The organism is Clostridium novyi NT (assembly GCF_000014125.1).
GTDB classification, from domain to species: domain Bacteria; phylum Bacillota; class Clostridia; order Clostridiales; family Clostridiaceae; genus Clostridium_H; species Clostridium_H novyi.
This window is the reverse complement of the sequence record NC_008593.1, coordinates 1,871,631-1,889,275: the sequence shown is the minus strand read 5'-3', so window position 1 is coordinate 1,889,275 and position 17,645 is coordinate 1,871,631. Positions and strand designations below refer to the sequence as shown.

Annotated in this window: 12 protein-coding genes and 1 riboswitch; of the genes, 11 read left to right on the top strand and 1 reads right to left on the bottom strand. The window is 29.8% G+C overall.

The window, feature by feature from the left end; genetic code table 11:
* Positions 1 to 16 precede the first annotated feature (16 nt).
* Entirely contained in the window at positions 17 to 1,372 is a 1,356-nt protein-coding gene (locus NT01CX_RS08780; protein ID WP_039243171.1) for an aminotransferase class V-fold PLP-dependent enzyme, read from the bottom strand.
* 182 nt (positions 1,373 to 1,554) lie between these two features.
* On the opposite strand from NT01CX_RS08780, the gene NT01CX_RS08775 reads away from it, so the two are divergent.
* The 11 genes from NT01CX_RS08775 (at position 1,555) to NT01CX_RS08725 (ending at position 17,571) form a co-directional block, all read left to right on the top strand.
* Positions 1,555 to 3,852, top strand: coding sequence for an ATP-dependent Clp protease ATP-binding subunit (locus NT01CX_RS08775; RefSeq protein ID WP_011722712.1), 2,298 nt, complete (start codon positions 1,555 to 1,557; stop codon positions 3,850 to 3,852).
* A 120-nt stretch (positions 3,853 to 3,972) separates the two neighbouring features.
* Positions 3,973 to 4,776: an SDR family NAD(P)-dependent oxidoreductase gene (locus NT01CX_RS08770; RefSeq protein ID WP_011722711.1), complete on the top strand. Its 804-nt coding sequence runs from the start codon at positions 3,973 to 3,975 to the stop codon at positions 4,774 to 4,776.
* A 302-nt stretch (positions 4,777 to 5,078) separates the two neighbouring features.
* The gene (locus NT01CX_RS08765) at positions 5,079 to 5,771 is read left to right on the top strand and encodes an iron-sulfur cluster assembly scaffold protein (RefSeq protein WP_011722710.1); all 693 of its coding nucleotides are present in this window, start codon (positions 5,079 to 5,081) and stop codon (positions 5,769 to 5,771) included.
* A gap of 17 nt (positions 5,772 to 5,788) precedes the next feature.
* Positions 5,789 to 6,787: a GGGtGRT protein gene (locus NT01CX_RS08760; protein ID WP_011722709.1), complete on the top strand. Its 999-nt coding sequence runs from the start codon at positions 5,789 to 5,791 to the stop codon at positions 6,785 to 6,787.
* 200 nt (positions 6,788 to 6,987) lie between these two features.
* Complete coding sequence (locus tag NT01CX_RS08755) at positions 6,988 to 8,163, top strand: phosphoenolpyruvate hydrolase family protein (protein WP_011722708.1); 1,176 nt, start codon at positions 6,988 to 6,990, stop codon at positions 8,161 to 8,163.
* A gap of 191 nt (positions 8,164 to 8,354) precedes the next feature.
* Positions 8,355 to 9,566 carry a Tm-1-like ATP-binding domain-containing protein gene (locus NT01CX_RS08750; RefSeq protein ID WP_011722707.1) on the top strand — a complete coding sequence of 404 codons (1,212 nt, stop codon included), beginning with the start codon at positions 8,355 to 8,357 and terminating at the stop codon, positions 9,564 to 9,566.
* A 22-nt stretch (positions 9,567 to 9,588) separates the two neighbouring features.
* The gene (locus tag NT01CX_RS08745) at positions 9,589 to 10,419 is read left to right on the top strand and encodes a phosphoenolpyruvate hydrolase family protein (protein WP_011722706.1); all 831 of its coding nucleotides are present in this window, start codon (positions 9,589 to 9,591) and stop codon (positions 10,417 to 10,419) included.
* A 149-nt stretch (positions 10,420 to 10,568) separates the two neighbouring features.
* The gene (locus NT01CX_RS08740; RefSeq protein ID WP_011722705.1) at positions 10,569 to 12,626 is read left to right on the top strand and encodes a 5'-nucleotidase C-terminal domain-containing protein; all 2,058 of its coding nucleotides are present in this window, start codon (positions 10,569 to 10,571) and stop codon (positions 12,624 to 12,626) included.
* Positions 12,627 to 12,699: 73 nt separating this feature from the next.
* Positions 12,700 to 13,878 (top strand): YibE/F family protein, encoded by a 1,179-nt coding sequence (locus tag NT01CX_RS08735; RefSeq protein WP_080504859.1) that lies wholly within the window; start codon positions 12,700 to 12,702, stop codon positions 13,876 to 13,878.
* 141 nt (positions 13,879 to 14,019) lie between these two features.
* Positions 14,020 to 14,104, top strand: a riboswitch (cyclic di-GMP riboswitch).
* Positions 14,105 to 14,193: 89 nt separating this feature from the next.
* Positions 14,194 to 16,908, top strand: coding sequence for an Ig-like domain-containing protein (locus NT01CX_RS11995; protein ID WP_052294513.1), 2,715 nt, complete (start codon positions 14,194 to 14,196; stop codon positions 16,906 to 16,908).
* A 69-nt stretch (positions 16,909 to 16,977) separates the two neighbouring features.
* Positions 16,978 to 17,571 carry a class D sortase gene (locus NT01CX_RS08725; protein WP_011722702.1) on the top strand — a complete coding sequence of 198 codons (594 nt, stop codon included), beginning with the start codon at positions 16,978 to 16,980 and terminating at the stop codon, positions 17,569 to 17,571.
* Positions 17,572 to 17,645: the final 74 nt, after the last annotated feature.

The window sequence follows — 17,645 nt, the reverse complement described above, 5'->3', positions numbered from 1 at the left end:
AATTGTCAAAATTTTATTATTTATTATATATTGGAAAGTAAAGATCATTAGGTAAAGATGAGTATTTTTTTATATATTGTTCTTTTTTAGATGTAATTTTAGTAAGTGCATAAATTAAAACATCTATTTCCTTTGGAGTATTATAAATTCCAAGACTTATTCTAACCATGCCTGGTTTATGACTACCAGTTAAAATCCTATCATCTATTTCTTTTTTGGTTAATCCTAATATTTTTTGCACATATGGTTGAGCGCAAAAACATCCATCTCGTACAGAAATACCAAATTCATAAGACAAAATTTTAGCCACCGTTTCATGATTCATTCCAATTATATTAAATGGAATTGTAGCTATGTGATTGTAAGAAGGATTATCGTCGCAGTAAATTTTTAGTCCAGGAATATTTTTTAGTGCATCTATAAGATATTTAGATAAATAATTTTCGTATCTTTCAACATTTGTCATACCAATTTTATTTAATGTTTCAAGTGCTGATGCAAGAGCAACAACGCCAAAAACGTTAGGGGAACCTGCTTCATCTTTATTTGGAGTATCTAGCCATTTTATATAATCATGAGTTACTATATCTACAGTTCCTCCACCTGAATAATCAGGTGCAACATCATTAAAATCAGATTTAGGACCAATTAAAACTCCACTACCAAATGGTGCATACATTTTATGAGCAGAAAAAGCAAGATAATCTATATGCTCATCTGAATCCATAGGCTTCATGTCAACCATTGCATGGGGTACTAATTGGGCTCCATCAACTAAAAGTTTTGCACCATAACTGTGGACTATTTTTGCAATTTTATGAATAGGATTTTTATAACCAGTTACATTTGAAGCACCTGTTACAGCTACAAGTTTAACACGGCCATTATATTCTTGAAGTTTCATTGTTAAGTCATCTAAAGATAATCTACAATTTTTATCTATAGATATATAATCAACATTGTATTTTCTCCATGGAAGATCGTTTGAGTGATGTTCCATATCTGTTGATAAAACTACTGAATCTTTAAGTTTAGGATAAAGAGTACTTGCCAGTTTATTTATAGCTTCTGTTGTATTTTTTACAAATATTATTGAATTAGCTTCTGTGCTACAGTTAACAAATTTTGCAACAACATTTCTGCTGTTTTCATATATTTTAGTAGAAAACTGAGATTTATATCCAAAGCCTCTGTGAACGGAGGAATACAAATACATAAATTTTATAATATCATTTATTACAGTTTTAAATGGAGGTGTTGTGGCCGCGTTATCAAAATTTATAGCTTGACCATATTCTCCAGTTATTAGTGGAACTTTGGTATTAACAGCAACTACTAGTTTTCTGTATAGGGAAGTATCCAATATAATCATCCTCCCATTATTAGTATTAATATAGTCTATTAATAAAGTGGTGAAAATGTGTATAACTTTAAAAGTTAAGAAAAAATTAATTTGTATAAAGGACATATTTGAATTAAAATCTATAGATAATAATATGATATAATGTATTTCGGGTGTTAAATTCAATCAAATAGATTACGGAGATGATAATTATGGAAATGTGTTCCATTTGCAAAAAGAATATAGCAACTATATACACAGCAAAGATAGAAGATGGAAAAACAAAAATGGTTGGAATATGTTTGGAGTGCGCTAAAAAAATGGGTATGCCCATAATGGATCAATTCATGAAGCAAGCGGGAATAACTTCAGAAGATATGGATAATCTAACAGAACAGATGAATAAAGTATTTGAAGAGACTAATATAGATGATTTAGCAAATAATAATTTTCTTACTAATGTTTTAAATGGAATATTTCCTAAAAATGATGAAGAAGATTATGCAGATAATTTAGATTCTCTTGAATTTGATAAAGAGAAAACATCAGAGAAAGATAAAACTAATAGTGAAGGTATAAGAACTAAAAACATATTTAAGAATAAGAAAAAGACAAAATATTTAAATAAATATGGAATAAATTTAACTGATAAGGCAAAAGAGCATAAGGTTGATAAAGTAGTTGGTAGAAATAGAGAAATAGATAGAGTAATTCAAATTTTAAATAGAAGAAATAAAAATAATCCAATATTAATAGGTGAACCAGGTGTAGGTAAAACAGCTATTGCGGAGGGATTGGCAGTTAGAATTTCAGAAAAAAATGTTCCAGCAAAATTATTTGAGACTGAAGTGTACTTGTTAGATCTTACAGCAGTTGTTGCAGGGACTCAATTTCGAGGGCAATTTGAAAGTAGAATGAAGTCCATAATTGATGAAGCTAAATCAAATGGTAATGTTATATTGGTAATTGATGAGCTTCATAATATAATGGGTGCAGGAGAAGCACAAGGTGGCTCTATGAATGCTGCAAACATTTTAAAACCTGCTCTTGCAAGAGGTGAGATACAAGTAATAGGAGCAACCACTTTAGATGAGTATAGAAAATATATAGAAAAAGATTCTGCTCTAGAGAGAAGATTTCAACCTGTCTTAGTAGAAGAACCTACAGTTGAGGAAACTATAGAAATATTAGAAGGCATAAAAGATTACTATGAACAATATCATCAAGTTAAAATATCTCATGAAGTAATTGAAAACGCTGTAAATCTATCAGAAAGATATATAAATGATAGATTCTTACCTGACAAAGCTATAGATGTAATTGATGAAGCGAGTTCCAGAGCTAACTTAAAAAATAAAGGATTAGTTGAATTAAAGTCACTAGAAGATGAACTTGAAAAAGTTCAAAATGAAAAACAAAAGGCAGCTGATAGTGATGACTATGAAAAAGCAGCAGAATGTAAAGTAGAAGAATGCAGGTTAAAAGATAAAATAGATGAATTGAGAAAACAATGTACTGATGTAGAATTAACCACTGAAGATATTGCATTTGTAATAGAAGCTTGGACTAAAATACCAGTTCAAAGAATTACAGAAGAAGAAGGGGAAAAACTTATAAACCTAGAAGAAAGACTTCACAAAAGAGTTATAGGGCAAAATGAAGCAGTAAAATCTTTAGGGAGGGCAATACGTCGTAATAGATTAGGATTTAGAAAAAAGAAAAAACCAGCTTCATTTATATTTGTTGGACCTACAGGAGTTGGAAAAACAGAACTTGTAAAAGCACTTGCAAGTGATTTATTTGAAAGTGAAGATGCTTTAATTAGAATAGATATGTCTGAGTACATGGAAAAGCACACTGTATCTAAGTTAATTGGAGCGCCTCCAGGATATGTAGGATATGATAATGGAGGACAATTAACAGAAAAAGTTAGAAGAAAGCCATATTCAGTAATACTTTTAGATGAAATAGAAAAAGCTCATCCAGATGTATTTAATATGTTGCTTCAAATACTTGAAGATGGAAGACTTACAGATAGCCAAGGAAGAATGGTTTCTTTTGAAAACACAGTAATTATAATGACATCAAATGTAGGTACTAACTTTAAAAGTGATAGCATAGGTTTTGGAAAAGAAGGCTATGATGCTATGGAAATCCGTGTTAAAGAAGCTTTAAAAGAAACATTTAGACCGGAGTTTATAAATAGAATAGATGAAATAGTGGTATTTAACAATTTAAATAAAGAAGAATTATATAAAATCATTGATTTAATGATAGATGAAGTTAAAAATGAGATTAAAGGAAAGAAATTAACATTAACTATTGATGATACAGTAAAAGATTATATCCTAAAAATAGGATATGATAAAAAATACGGTGCTAGACCTTTAAGAAGAGCTATACAAAGACATATTGAAGATGAAATAGCAGAAGCATATCTTCTTAAAAAGTTTAAAGAAGGTTCTAACATAAATGCAAAAGTAGTTGATGATAAAATTGTTTTAGAATAGTATAAAATTTTAAAAATAAATGCAATGATATTAATGAACCTATTAATTTAAAAATAGGTTCATTTTTAAATTTTAATTAGTTTATTAAATTTCATAAAGGTTAGGATGTGAAAATTCCAAATGATAAAAAATAATTTGCAAAATCAAAATGTATTAATTACTGGAGCTTCCAGTGGAATAGGATATGAATTAAGTAAAATTTTTGCATGCAATGGATATAATCTTATACTTATAGCTAGAAATTATAAAGTTTTAGAGGAAATGAAAAAAGAAATAATAGATAAATTTAATGTTAAAGTAAAAATAATAAAAAAAGATTTATCTGTTGTATCTTCGGCATTAGAGATATTTGATGAGTTAAAAAAAGAAAATATAGATGTAGATGTACTAATAAACAATGCAGGGGCAGGGTACGTGGGATTATTTAATGATATTGATTATAAAAAAGATATAGACATTATCAATCTTAATATAACTACACTTACTGTTTTAACAAAACTCTTTTCTAGTGATATGATAAAAAGAGGATGTGGAAAAATATTAAATGTGGCATCAACAGGAGCATATCAACCAGGACCATATACGGCTGTGTATTATGCAACCAAGGCATATGTTTTATCATTATCAGAAGCACTAAGAATAGAACTTAAAAATTATGGGATAAGTGTATCAACTCTTTGTCCGGGCTCTACAAAAACAGAATTTTCTAAAAGGGCAGGAAAAGATGACATTAATGTAGCTATGAGTGCTAAAAGAGTAGCTGAAATAGCATACAGAGGATTATTAAAAAATAAACGAATTATAGTACCAGGATTTAATAATAAACTAGCCATATTGCTATCTAAAATTTCACCAGGGAGTGTATCTGGATACTTTGTTAAAAAAATTCAGAAAACTTTGTTAATAAAAAAGTCACCAAAATAATATAATAAATTACAAAAAATTCTTATGAAAAAATATGAATATCTATAATTAAAAGTAAAAGTAAAATGAAAATTAATATTTTATTAGAAAATATAAGAAAATTACTTTATATATATTTCAAAAACAATAAGGTTTAAAACAAAAATGTACATAATTACTGTTGTTTAATCAAATTTCATGATATAATATACAAGGAGTGACTATTGTGATAAATTTCACATTCATTTTAGCTTGTTAATCCCTTCTACTTTTATTTGACTCTTAAAGTAGAAGTTTTTTTATAAAAGAAAGGAGTTTTGACTATGAATTACACAAACGAAGTTGCAAAAATGACTTGTGTAGCAAAAGGACCTAATCATGGCCCAGCACCTATACCAGAAGAAGGAAAATGGGTAAGTGCAAAAGAAATTAAAGATATTTCTGGTTTAACACACGGTGTAGGTAGATGTGCACCACAACAAGGAGCATGTAAACTTACTCTTAACGTAAAAGAAGGAATTATTCAAGAAGCTTTAGTTGAAACAATAGGATGTTCTGGAATGACTCACTCTGCAGCAATGGCAGCAGAAATATTATCAGGAAAGACAATACTTGAAGCATTAAATACAGACCTTGTATGTGATGCTATCAATACTGCTATGAGAGAATTATTCTTACAAATCGTATATGGTAGAACTCAAACAGCTTTCTCTGAAGGTGGACTACCTGTAGGTGCAGGACTTGAAGACTTAGGAAAAGGTCACAGAAGCCAAGTTGGTACTATGTACAGCTCAGCTGCTAAAGGTCCTAGATACTTAGAAATGGTTGAAGGATATGTTACTAAGACTGGATTAGATGAAAATAACGAAATCATTGGATACGAATTTATAAACTTCGGAAAAATGATGGACATGATAAAACAAGGTATGGATGCTAATGAAGCTATGAAGAAAGCAACAGGAAACTATGGTAGATTTGCTGATGCTGTAAAAGTAATAGATCCAAGAGAAGAGTAATTAGGAGGTGTAGAAGAATGGCATTATTTGAAGGATATGAAAGAAGAATTGACGGAATTAATACTGTCTTAAAAAAGTATGGAATGAACTCAATAGAAGACGCTAAAAAAGTATGTGACGAAAAAGGAATAAATGTTTACGATATCGTAAGATCAATTCAACCAATCTGTTTTGAAAACGCATGTTGGGCTTACACATTAGGTGCAGCAATAGCTATAAAAAATGGATGTACAAGCGCATCAGATGCTGCAAAGAATATTGGAGAAGGACTTCAAGCTTTCTGTATTCCAGGATCTGTTGCAGACGACAGAAAAGTTGGTCTTGGACACGGTAACTTAGGAGCAATGTTATTAAGCGAAGATGCTAAATGTTTTGCTTTCCTTGCAGGACACGAATCTTTCGCAGCTGCTGAAGGTGCAATCGGTATTGCTAAATCAGCAAACAAAGTTAGAAAAGAGCCTTTAAGAGTTATCTTAAATGGTCTTGGAAAAGACGCAGCTCAAATAATCTCTAGAATCAATGGTTTTACATATGTACAAACTCAATTTGATTATTACACTGGAGAACTTAAAATAGTAAAAGAAACTGCATACTCTAAGGGAGAACGTGCTGAAGTTAGATGTTTTGGTGCTGATGATGTTAGAGAAGGTGTTGCTATAATGCATCACGAAGGAGTAGACGTATCAATCACTGGTAACTCTACAAACCCAACAAGATTCCAACATCCAGTAGCTGGAACATACAAAAAAGAATGTTTCGAAATGGGTAAAAAATACTTCTCAGTAGCATCAGGTGGTGGTACAGGAAGAACTCTTCACCCAGATAACATGGCAGCAGGTCCTGCTTCTTATGGTATGACTGATACTATGGGAAGAATGCACTCTGATGCACAATTCGCTGGATCTTCATCAGTTCCTGCACACGTTGATATGATGGGACTTATCGGAATGGGTAACAACCCAATGGTAGGTGCTACAGTTGCTGTTGCAGTTGCTATAGAAGAAGCTATGAAATAATAAAATTTAATTTGAATTTTTTAACCTCACACAAGGGACAAGTCCTAAGTGTGAGGTTTTTTATGTGAAAAATAAATACTTTCATATTTGCACAACTTTTTTCTTTAAAATATACTAATGTTAAGCGAAGTAATTAAAAACATATTGTTACTTGAAAAATAATAGAGAGTATAATTAATAAAAATTAAAGGAGAAATGATATGAATGATATATTAGATAAATTAAAAAAACGCATAAAATCAAATGGACATATAATAGGAATTGCGTCGGGAAGTGGACTTACAAGTAAATATTCAACTATGAGCGGAGCAGATATAGTTTTAGCTTTAAGTGCGGGAATATTTAGAAAGATGGGAAGAAGTTCATTAGCAAGTTATATGTGCTATTCTAACAGCAATGAAGTTGTAATGAATTTTGGCACAAGAGAACTTATGCCACTTATAAAAAATACCCCTATATTTTTTGGGATAAATGCAACAGACCCAACAATTAAGTTAAAAGAATACATAATGGAAATAAAAGAGCAGGGATTCGCGGGTATAAATAATTTTCCAACGGTTGGTCTCATTGATGGATTTTTTAGAGAAAAGTTAGAAGAAGAAGGGATAAGTTATAAAAAGGAAATTGAAGCTATAAAAATAGCAAGTGAACTAGGATTAATGTCCATAGCATTTGTATTTAATGAAGAACAAGCACGAGAAATGATTAACGCTGGAGCAGAGATTATATGTGTTCACTTAGGACTTACTTGTGGAGGATTTATGGGAGCTGCAAAAGTGTTATCCTTAGAAGTTGCAAAACAGCTTGCAAATAGAGTATTTGAAGTATGTGATAAGATGAATCCTAATATTATAAAATTAGTTTTCGGAGGTCCAATAAAAACGCCTATAGATGCACAATTTTTTTATCAAAACACTAGTTGTCAAGGATTTATTGGAGGTTCTTGCTTTGAAAGGATTCCAGTAGAAAAAGCCATTATAGATACTACAAAAGCTTTTGATAATGTTGGAAAGTATGATGAGGATAAAGCGATTTTAAAGGAATTAAATAATGGATCAGAAGAGGATTGTGTAGAGTATGTAAAAAAATACATCCATGATTTTTATATGAAACCTATATATATAAGAGAACTTTCAGAATCTATACATATTTCATCATCATATTTAAGCACCAAGTTTAAAAAGAAAGTTGGAATAAGTTTCACAGAGTATTTGGTAACCTTTAGGATTAATAAGGCATGTGAAATATTATTAAATAAGAGTATACCAATTAAAACTGTAGCAAATATGGTGGCATATGATGATTACAGTCAATTTAGTAAGATATTTAAGAAATATACGGGCAAAACACCAAAAGAATATAGGGAACAATTCTAAAGATTCAAAATTTAATATAATCACAATAAAGGGTAATATAATCACATTTACTGAAAAGGAAGATAAATGTAAAATAAAGATACAGTAAAGAAAAGCAACAAGAGAATTAGTGCTTGAATAAATATTCATAATTTACTGAATTTAAAGAAAATTCTTTAAAATATTTAAGTATGAGAAAAGGAGGGTATAGTATGAAAACGGTAGCAATTGCGGGAACATTTGATACTAAAGGAGAAGAATTTCTATATGTTAAGAATTTATTTGAAGAAATAGGAATTAATACATTAACAATAAACACTGGAGTATTTAAGCCGACCTTTGAAGCTGATATATCTAATGAAGAAGTTATAAAAGCCGTTGGATATGATTTAAAAGAAATAGTAGAAAAAAAGGATAGAGCATTAGCCACAGAATGTTTATCAAAAGGCATGGAAATATTAGTTCCTAAATTATATAAACAAGGTAAATTCGATGGAATAATTTCTTTTGGTGGTTCAGGAGGAACATCACTTGTAACTCCAGCTATGAGGGCTTTACCTATAGGAGTTCCTAAAATAATGGTTTCAACTATGGCATCAGGTAACACAGAACAATATGTAGGAACTAGTGATGTTATATTAATTCCATCTATTGTAGATGTTGCAGGACTAAATGCTATATCAACTAAAATATTTAAAAATGCTGTATTTGCTATGGCAGGTATGTTAAAACACGATACAAAAGAAGTGAGAAATAATAAACCATTAATTGCAGCAACTATGTTTGGAGTTACAACTCCATGTATAGATAAAGCAAAAGAGTATATGGAAGATAGAGGATACGAAGTTTTAGTTTTTCATGCAACAGGTACTGGTGGAAAAACTATGGAATCTTTAATAGATGGTGGTTACTTTAAAGGAGTGCTTGATTTAACAACTACTGAATGGTGTGATGAAATAGTTGGCGGAGTATTAAATGCAGGTCCTAATAGATGCGAAGCTGCAATAAAAAATAATATTCCTCAAGTGGTGTCAGTTGGAGCTTGTGATATGGTAAACTTTGGGCCATATGATACCATACCGGAAAAGTTTAAAGGTAGAAAGTTTTATAAACATAACCCAACAGTAACTTTAATGAGAACTTCTATAGATGAATGTAAAAAGATTGGAGACAAGCTTGCTGAAAAGTGGAATAAGTCAAATGGAAATACAACAGTTATGCTTCCTTTAAATGGAGTATCAATGATAGATTATAGTGGACAACCTTTTTATGATAAAGAAGCAGATAGTGCATTATTTAATACACTAAGGAATAAGTTAGATAAATCTAAAGTTAATATTATAGAATTAGAAAACGGTATCAATGATGAAGAATTTGCAAAACAAGCAGCACAAAAGTTAATTGATATGATAGAAAACAAATAATAAATTTTAGGAGGATACTATTATGAATACTATGACAAGAGAAGAAAATATGAATAAATTTAGAAGTGAAGTTGCTAAAGGAAATATATTAGTAGGAGTAGGTGCAGGTACTGGAATTACAGCTAAAAGTAGTGAAGCTGGCGGAGCTGATATGTTAATTATATATAATTCAGGAAGATTCAGAATGGCAGGTCGTGGTTCATTATCAGGATTATTATCTTATGGAGATGCAAACCAAATAGTTGTTGAAATGGGAGCAGAAGTATTACCTGTTGTAAAAAATATACCAGTATTAGCAGGAGTTTGCGGTACAGATCCATTTAGAGTAATGGATGTTTATTTAAAACAATTAAAAGATCAAGGATTTAATGGAGTGCAAAATTTTCCAACAGTAGGATTAATAGATGGCGTATTTAGACAAAACTTAGAAGAAACAGGAATGGGATATGGATTAGAAGTAGAAATGATTAGAAAAGCACATGAACTGGATATGTTAACTTGTCCATATGTTTTTAATCCAGAACAAGCTAAAGCAATGGCGGAAGCAGGAGCTGATATTTTAGTTGCACATATGGGACTTACAACAAAAGGAACAATTGGGGCTAAAACAGCTGTTACATTAGATGACTGTATAGTTAGAATTAAAGAAATAATTAAAGCTGGAAAAGCTGTAAATCCAGATATAATGGTAATATGTCATGGAGGACCAATTGCTGAGCCAGATGATGCTAAATATGTTATTGATGCTATACCAGAAATAGATGGTTTCTTTGGTGCATCAAGTATTGAAAGATTTGCAGCAGAAAGAGGAATAAAAGAACAAGCAGCTTCATTTAAGGCTATAAAAAAATAAAATTTTAGTGTGAAAACTATATATATAAAATAAAACCTTGTGTAAGGGAATAGGTTTCCTTGTACAAGGTTTTTATTTTTTAAAATTAGGCATTTGGTTTTTAATTAAAATGTATTATAATGGAATTGAAAGAAAAAGGAGGAATGTGAATGGGTAAAATATTTAAAAAAAATAAGGGTAAAAAGTTTGTAAGTTTTTTTGTAGTATTAACAATGTTATTTACTATGACAACTCAGCTTGTATTTGCACAAGGAAGTACAAATACAAATAATTCAAACTCAAAAATGAATACGTTATCATATGTGAAAAAGACATCAAAGAATAAAGTAGTTGACGTACTTATGTTTAATGACTTTCATGGTAATTTAGCAGAAGATGTAAGAGAAAAAGGAAAAAATATTGGAATGGCTAAAATGGTAGGCTATGTTAAAGAAGCTATACGTAAAAATCCTAACACAATAGTAGTATCTGGTGGAGATAACTATCAAGGAACTGCTATGTCAAACTTAACATATGGCGCTCCTGTATCAGCTATGATGAAATCTATGAATGTTGTAGCTTCATCAGTAGGTAATCATGAATTTGACTGGGGCGTTAGTCAGATGGAAAAGTGGCAAAAAGATGGTGGATTTGATTTTTTAGCAGCCAATATATATGATACAAATACAAACTCACCTGTAGCTTGGAGTAAACCTTATAAGATAGTTGAAAAAGCTGGATTAAAAGTTGCATTTATAGGACTTGCTCATCCAAATACAACAACTCTTACAAAAAGAGAGAATATAACAGGTCTTGAATTTAGAGATCCACTAAAATCAGCTGAAGAATGGATAAAATATTTAAAAGAAGGTAAAGCAAAAGAAGGAGTTCCAGATGTTATTATAGCATTAACTCATATTGATTCTTATCAAGATGCAAAAACTAATGAAATAACAGGAAAAGCAGTTGACTTAACTAAAGTAGATGGTTTAGATGCAATTATATCAGCACATAGCCATAGAAGAGTTATAGGAGTTGTAAATGGAAAACCTATAATTCAAGCTTATAAATATGGACGTGCTATTGGAACAATGTCAATTGAATTAGATGAAAATAATAAAGTTAAAAAAATAGTTCCTAAGATGGATGACGTGTCAAAAATAAAAAATGATATTATACCAGACGATGATAGCAAAGAAGTTTATAATGATTATGATAAAAAATTAAAACCAATATTAGGTGAAAAAATAGGGGTAGCATCAAAAGAATTTACTCATGATAGAGCGTCTAAAGGATCTGTTTCATTGCTTGGCAGATGGTCATGTGAAGTTATGCAAAAGAAAACAGGTGCTGATGTTGCAATTCAAAATGGTGGAGGACTTAGAAGAAGTTTATATAAAGGCCATATTACCATGGGAGACATGTATGAAATAATGCCATTTGATAATGCACTTGTAACTTTTGATTTACAAGGAAAAGATCTAAAAAAAGCAATAGATCATGGTATATTAAATCCTGAAGTTTCAGATGGACAATTTACAGGATTAAAAGTTGAATATGACAAAAATAAACCATTTGAAAATAGAATAACTAAAATAACTTTAACTGATGGTACACCACTAGATATGAATAAGTACTATAAAGTAACTGTTCCAGATTTCCTTTTAACAGGGGGAGATAAGTATGATTTTTCTAAAGCTAAAAATGTAGTAGAAACATTTATACCTGTAAGAGATGTACTAGTTGAAGCAGTTAAAGAAGCAAAAACAATAACACCAAAAGCAGTAGATTATATAAAAGAATGTCATGATGATGTTATGCCAATGCCAAAACCAGAGCCAAAGCCACAGGTAAAACCTGAAATAAAACCAGTACCAAAACCAATAGTAAAACCACAAGTTAATACTGATTCTAATGTTAGAGTTATGTATATTGTAAAACTTAATGATACATTAAGAAAAATAGGAAATGCCTATGGAGTTTCTTGGAGAGAACTTGCAAATTACAATAAAATAGCAAATCCAAATATGATATTTGAAGGGCAAAGAATATTAATACCTAAAAAACAAAATTCAAATGTAAGAGCTACCTATACAGTAAAGAGAAACGATACCTTGAAAAAAATAGGTAAAGCATATGGTATTAGTTGGAGAAGAATAGCAAAATTAAATAATTTAAAAGATCCGAATATGATATTTGAAAATCAAAAATTATTAATTCCAGCATAAAATTTTATAAATTAAAAACGCTTTGTTTTATTATAAAACAAGGCGTTTTTAAAATTATAGGGAGTGATTTTTAGTGAAGCAAATAAAAAGAATACATATTTTTTTATTAATTATATTCATATTTTATGCATGCTTTAATGTAAAATGTTTTGCAGAAGAAAAAAGTAAGGGGCTTAGGGAATATTATTCAAAACAAATGGAAAAGCCAGATTATAGAACTGTTAAGGCTAAAGTAATAGATATAACCTTTGATGATACAAAAGAAGATAAAAAGGATATTCCAATAGAATCTGACATTAGATATCAACATTTAAAAATAGAAATAATATCAGGAGAACATAAGGGAGAAGAGTATACTGTAAGAAATACGGTTGAGATGATATCACCTTATAAGTTAATATTTGAAAAAGGAGATAAAATGCTTCTTCATTTAACAGAAGGAGAAGAGGGTGAAGTTGTAAACTTAAAAATATATGAAAGGTCTAGAGAAGGAATATTATATTTTACAGTTATACTTTTTATGGCATTATTAATTTTAATAGGTGGAAAAAAAGGATTTAAATCAGCAATAACTTTAATTTTTATGGGGCTTTTAATAATATTTGTTTTATTGCCATTAATAAGGAAAGGGTATAATCCTATTTTTGTTTCTATATTTATAAGCACATTATCAGTAGTATTTACATTGACCTTAGTCAGCGGAAGAAATAAAAAGACATTAACAGCAATTCTCGGAACTGTAGGAGGAGTTATTATAGCGGGGATTATAGCTATGACAGTTGGAAATATTGCAAATCTCACAGGAGTTGGAAGTGAAGATGCACAAATGTTAGCATATATTCCTCAAAACGAATATATTGATTTTAGGGGACTTTTATATGGTGGAATAATAATTGGCGCACTAGGTGCAATTATGGATGTAACAATGTCTGTATCTTCAGCTATGTGGGAAATAAGGGAGATAAAGCCTAAAATAAAATCAAAAGAACTTATAAAATCAGGAATGAATATAGGTAAAGATATTATGGGATCAATGTCAAATACATTAATACTTGCCTATGCTGGAGGATCAATTTATATTATGCTTCTATTTTCGATGTTTAAAATGGATCCACTAGAAATAATAAACTTAGAACCAATTGCATCAGAAATAATAAGAGCAATGGCAGGAAGTATAGGGCTTATATGTGCAATTCCATTAACTGTTGTAATTGCAGCAAGCTTAGGAAAAAAAGAAAATAACAAGTGCTAAATTATTACTAAAATAATAGAAAAAAATTTATTAATAACCATAAAATAATTCTTTATTATTAATAAAATATATATTAAAATTTTATATTGACAAAGTAATATGCATAAATTACTATAAATATAAGATTAACAAAATATTTACTTTTTAAAAGGAGACATTTGAACTATATACTTTATTTGGGCACTTTGTATATAGGGAGTCATTAGTGCAACCGACCTTATTTTATTTAGGGTCGGTTTTTATTTTTTTTAGTAATATGGTTAATATTGTTAATTGGGTTTTTGTATTAAATTAAATATTATAGGGGGGAACATATTGGATGAACCTATGAAAGTTAATTTGAAAAATATTATGAAACTGATATTTTTATTTATAATTTTTCAAATATGCTTATTCATATTTTTCAACAAAAGTACGGTTGCATTTGCAAAAGATTTAGATGTTATAAAAAGCATAAAAATAACTAATGAAAATGGACAAAATAAAGAAACTTACATTCCAGGTGATAGAATTAGGGTTGATGTTCAATGGAAAATAACTGAACAAGCTAAAAAAGGAGATACATTCACTTTTACATTACCGAAAGAATTAAGGAAATTTGATGGAAGTATTGATCTAAAAGATAAAGAAGGTATTAGCTATGGAAAAGGAATATCAAATGGAAATAATATTATTTTTACTTTTTCTGATGAGGTTGAAAGACGAGAGAATATAGGTGGATACTTTTATATTCAATCGCAAATTGAACATATGAAGTATGAAGAAAATAAGAGGGTAAAAATTCAATTTGTAGTTAATGGACGTATCCATGACACTTCAGCATCAATAGATGCAGGAAGTCAAACAGCATATTCCAAATCTAATAGTAGTCCTAAGGAAATTAATGAGGTATTTTATAAATTTGGAAATGTAAGTAGGGAAAATGAAGATATTCTAGAATGGGCTTTAAGAATAAATTATAAAGGAGATACTTTAGCCAATTGCAGAATATATGACAATTTAAGAGATGGACATGAGTTAATTCCAGGCAGTATTCAGATTTATAAAGGATATACAAATTTTAATGATGGAAGTATATCAAATTTAACTAAAGTACCATTAGATACTATTGAGCATTATGAATGTAAAAAAGGATTTGATTTATATTTATATATAAATAGAGAAGTATATACAATTTACTACAAAACAAAGGTTTTGAGAAAGTCTGAAGATTATAGCAATGAAGCAGTATTACAAGCATGGAGTAAAGAACCTATATATAGGGAGTGTATAGTAAAAACTTTTAGTGCCGGTGGAGAAGCTTGGGGAGAATTAAAGAAGTTTAAAGGAAAATTGAAAATTATAAAGCAAGATGAAAAAACTAATTTAAGATTAAGTGGGGCTGAATTTCAGTTATTAGATGATAAACAAAATAAAATAATAGCCAACTTAAAAACAGATGAGAATGGAGAAGCTATAACTGATGATATATCAAGTGGCATATACTATTTAAAAGAAATAAAAGCTCCAGATGAATATGAATTAGAAGCTAATAGCAATAGCATTCAGTTAAACTTTAAACAAAATAATATTATAGAACGGGTTATAACTAATAAAAAGATAGAATCAAAAGAATCCCAGGAACCAAAGGTAGAACCGGAAAAACCAGAAGTAAAGGAACCAGAAGTAAAAGAGGAACCAAAGGTTAAGCAAGAAAAACCAGAGGTTAAAAATCCAGAATTAAAAGAGGAACCAAAGGTAGAACCAGAGAAGCTAGAGATTAAGGAACCTGAAATAAAGGAAGAACCAACGGCTGAGCCGGAGAAACCAGAAGTTAAGGAACCGGAATTAAAAGAAGAACCAAAGGTAGAACTAGAGAAACCTGAGGTTAAGGAACCAGAAGTAAAGGAACCAGAAATAAAAGAAGAGCCAAAGGTAAAACTAGAGAAATCTGAGGTTAAGGAACCAGAAGTAAAAGAACATCCAGTGGTAGAAACAGAAAAACCTGAAATAAAGGATCCAGAAATAAAAGAGGAACCAGTGGTTAAGCCAGAAAAGCTAGAGATTAAGAAACTAGAAATAAAGGAAGAACCAAAGGTTGAGCTGGAAAAACCAGAAGTAAAGGAACTAGAAGTAAAAGAGGATCCAGTGGTTAAGCCAGAAAAGCTAGAGATTAAGAAACCAGAAATAAAGGAAGAACCAAAGGTAGAACTAGAGAAACCAGAGGTTAAGGAACCAGAAATAAAAGAAGAGCCAAAGGTAAAACTAGAGAAATCTGAGGTTAAGGAACCAGAAGTAAAAGAACATCCAGTGGTAGAAACAGAAAAACCTGAAATAAAGGATCCAGAAATAAAAGAGGAACCAGTGGTTAAGCCAGAAAAGCTAGAGATTAAGAAACTAGAAATAAAGGAAGAACCAAAGGTTGAGCTGGAAAAACCAGAAGTAAAGGAACTAGAAGTAAAAGAGGATCCAGTGGTTAAGCCAGAAAAGCTAGAGATTAAGAAACCAGAAATAAAGGAAGAACCAAAGGTAGAACTAGAGAAACCAGAGGTTAAGGAACCAGAAATAAAAGAAGAACCAAAGGTTGAGTCGGAAAAACCAGAAGTAAAGGAACCAGAAATAAAAGAAAAATCAAAGGTTAAACCAGAAAAGCTAGAGATTAAGGAAACTGAAATAAAGGAAGAACCAGAGGTTGAACCAGAAATAATCATAGATCCGGATGATGAGGTACCTTTAGGAAATCCAGAATACGACATTGATAACAATGAAGAACCAGAAAATCCAGAGAAACCACAAGAACCAGAAATAATAGAAGATCCGGAAGATGCAGTATCTTTAGGAAATATAGAACCTAATAAAAATCCAGAAAAACCTAAAAAGAATGTTAAACCTACTAACAAAAAAGAAAATAAAAAATTAAAACCTGTAACAGATAATAATTCTAACAAAATTAAAATTCTTCCTAAAACAGGAGAAAGCAATAAAGCATTATTCTATATAGGTGGTTTAATAATTATTATTCTTGGAATTTTTATAAAGAAAAGAATATAAAATAAAACGGTAGAGAGTACTCTCTGCCGTTTTTTAAATAACAACGAGTAGGGGGATTACTTATAAAAAATGATAAAGAAAAGAATTTCTATTGTTATAATATTTATAGGAATATTAATTTTTATCTATCCAAAGATATCAGAATTGTACTATACAAATAAACAAAAAAGAATAATAAGAAAATATGATAACTTAATTGAAAACAAGTTTAATACTAAAACAAAACAACAAATAGAAAATAAAGATATTTTAAATAATAAAAAGTTAAATAATGTAGATGGTATATTAAAAATTGATAAGATAAGTTTAAAATTGCCTATTTTACATGGGTGTAATCAAAAGAATTTAAAGGTTTCATTATCTAGTTTAGATAACAATGTTAATCCTGGACAAGTAGGTAACTATGTGGTAGCAGGGCATAGAAGTAAAACCTATGGCAGAAATTTTAATAGACTAAATGAAGTTAATAAGGATGATATTATAGAAGTAGATACATTAACTAATAAGTACAAATATGTTATACAAAAAAAAATAGTAGTAAGGCCAGAAGAAACTTGGATATTAAATTCCAATGGTAAGGATAGGGAAATAACTTTAATAACTTGTTATCCAATTAATAAGCCTACGCATAGATTAATATTAAAAGGAGTAAGTGTAAATTAAAGAAAATTATTACATTTAGTGTGGATGATTTATGAAATATAGTGTATAATAAATATATAAAATACAAATTAAAT

Coding starts and splice junctions, on each gene's coding strand:
- NT01CX_RS08780 (WP_039243171.1), bottom strand. CDS start 1,372: ATGATTATATTGGATACTTCCCTATACAGAAAACTAGTAGTTGCTGTT.
- NT01CX_RS08775 (WP_011722712.1), top strand. CDS start 1,555: ATGGAAATGTGTTCCATTTGCAAAAAGAATATAGCAACTATATACACA.
- NT01CX_RS08770 (WP_011722711.1), top strand. CDS start 3,973: ATGATAAAAAATAATTTGCAAAATCAAAATGTATTAATTACTGGAGCT.
- NT01CX_RS08765 (WP_011722710.1), top strand. CDS start 5,079: ATGAATTACACAAACGAAGTTGCAAAAATGACTTGTGTAGCAAAAGGA.
- NT01CX_RS08760 (WP_011722709.1), top strand. CDS start 5,789: ATGGCATTATTTGAAGGATATGAAAGAAGAATTGACGGAATTAATACT.
- NT01CX_RS08755 (WP_011722708.1), top strand. CDS start 6,988: ATGAATGATATATTAGATAAATTAAAAAAACGCATAAAATCAAATGGA.
- NT01CX_RS08750 (WP_011722707.1), top strand. CDS start 8,355: ATGAAAACGGTAGCAATTGCGGGAACATTTGATACTAAAGGAGAAGAA.
- NT01CX_RS08745 (WP_011722706.1), top strand. CDS start 9,589: ATGAATACTATGACAAGAGAAGAAAATATGAATAAATTTAGAAGTGAA.
- NT01CX_RS08740 (WP_011722705.1), top strand. CDS start 10,569: ATGGGTAAAATATTTAAAAAAAATAAGGGTAAAAAGTTTGTAAGTTTT.
- NT01CX_RS08725 (WP_011722702.1), top strand. CDS start 16,978: ATGATAAAGAAAAGAATTTCTATTGTTATAATATTTATAGGAATATTA.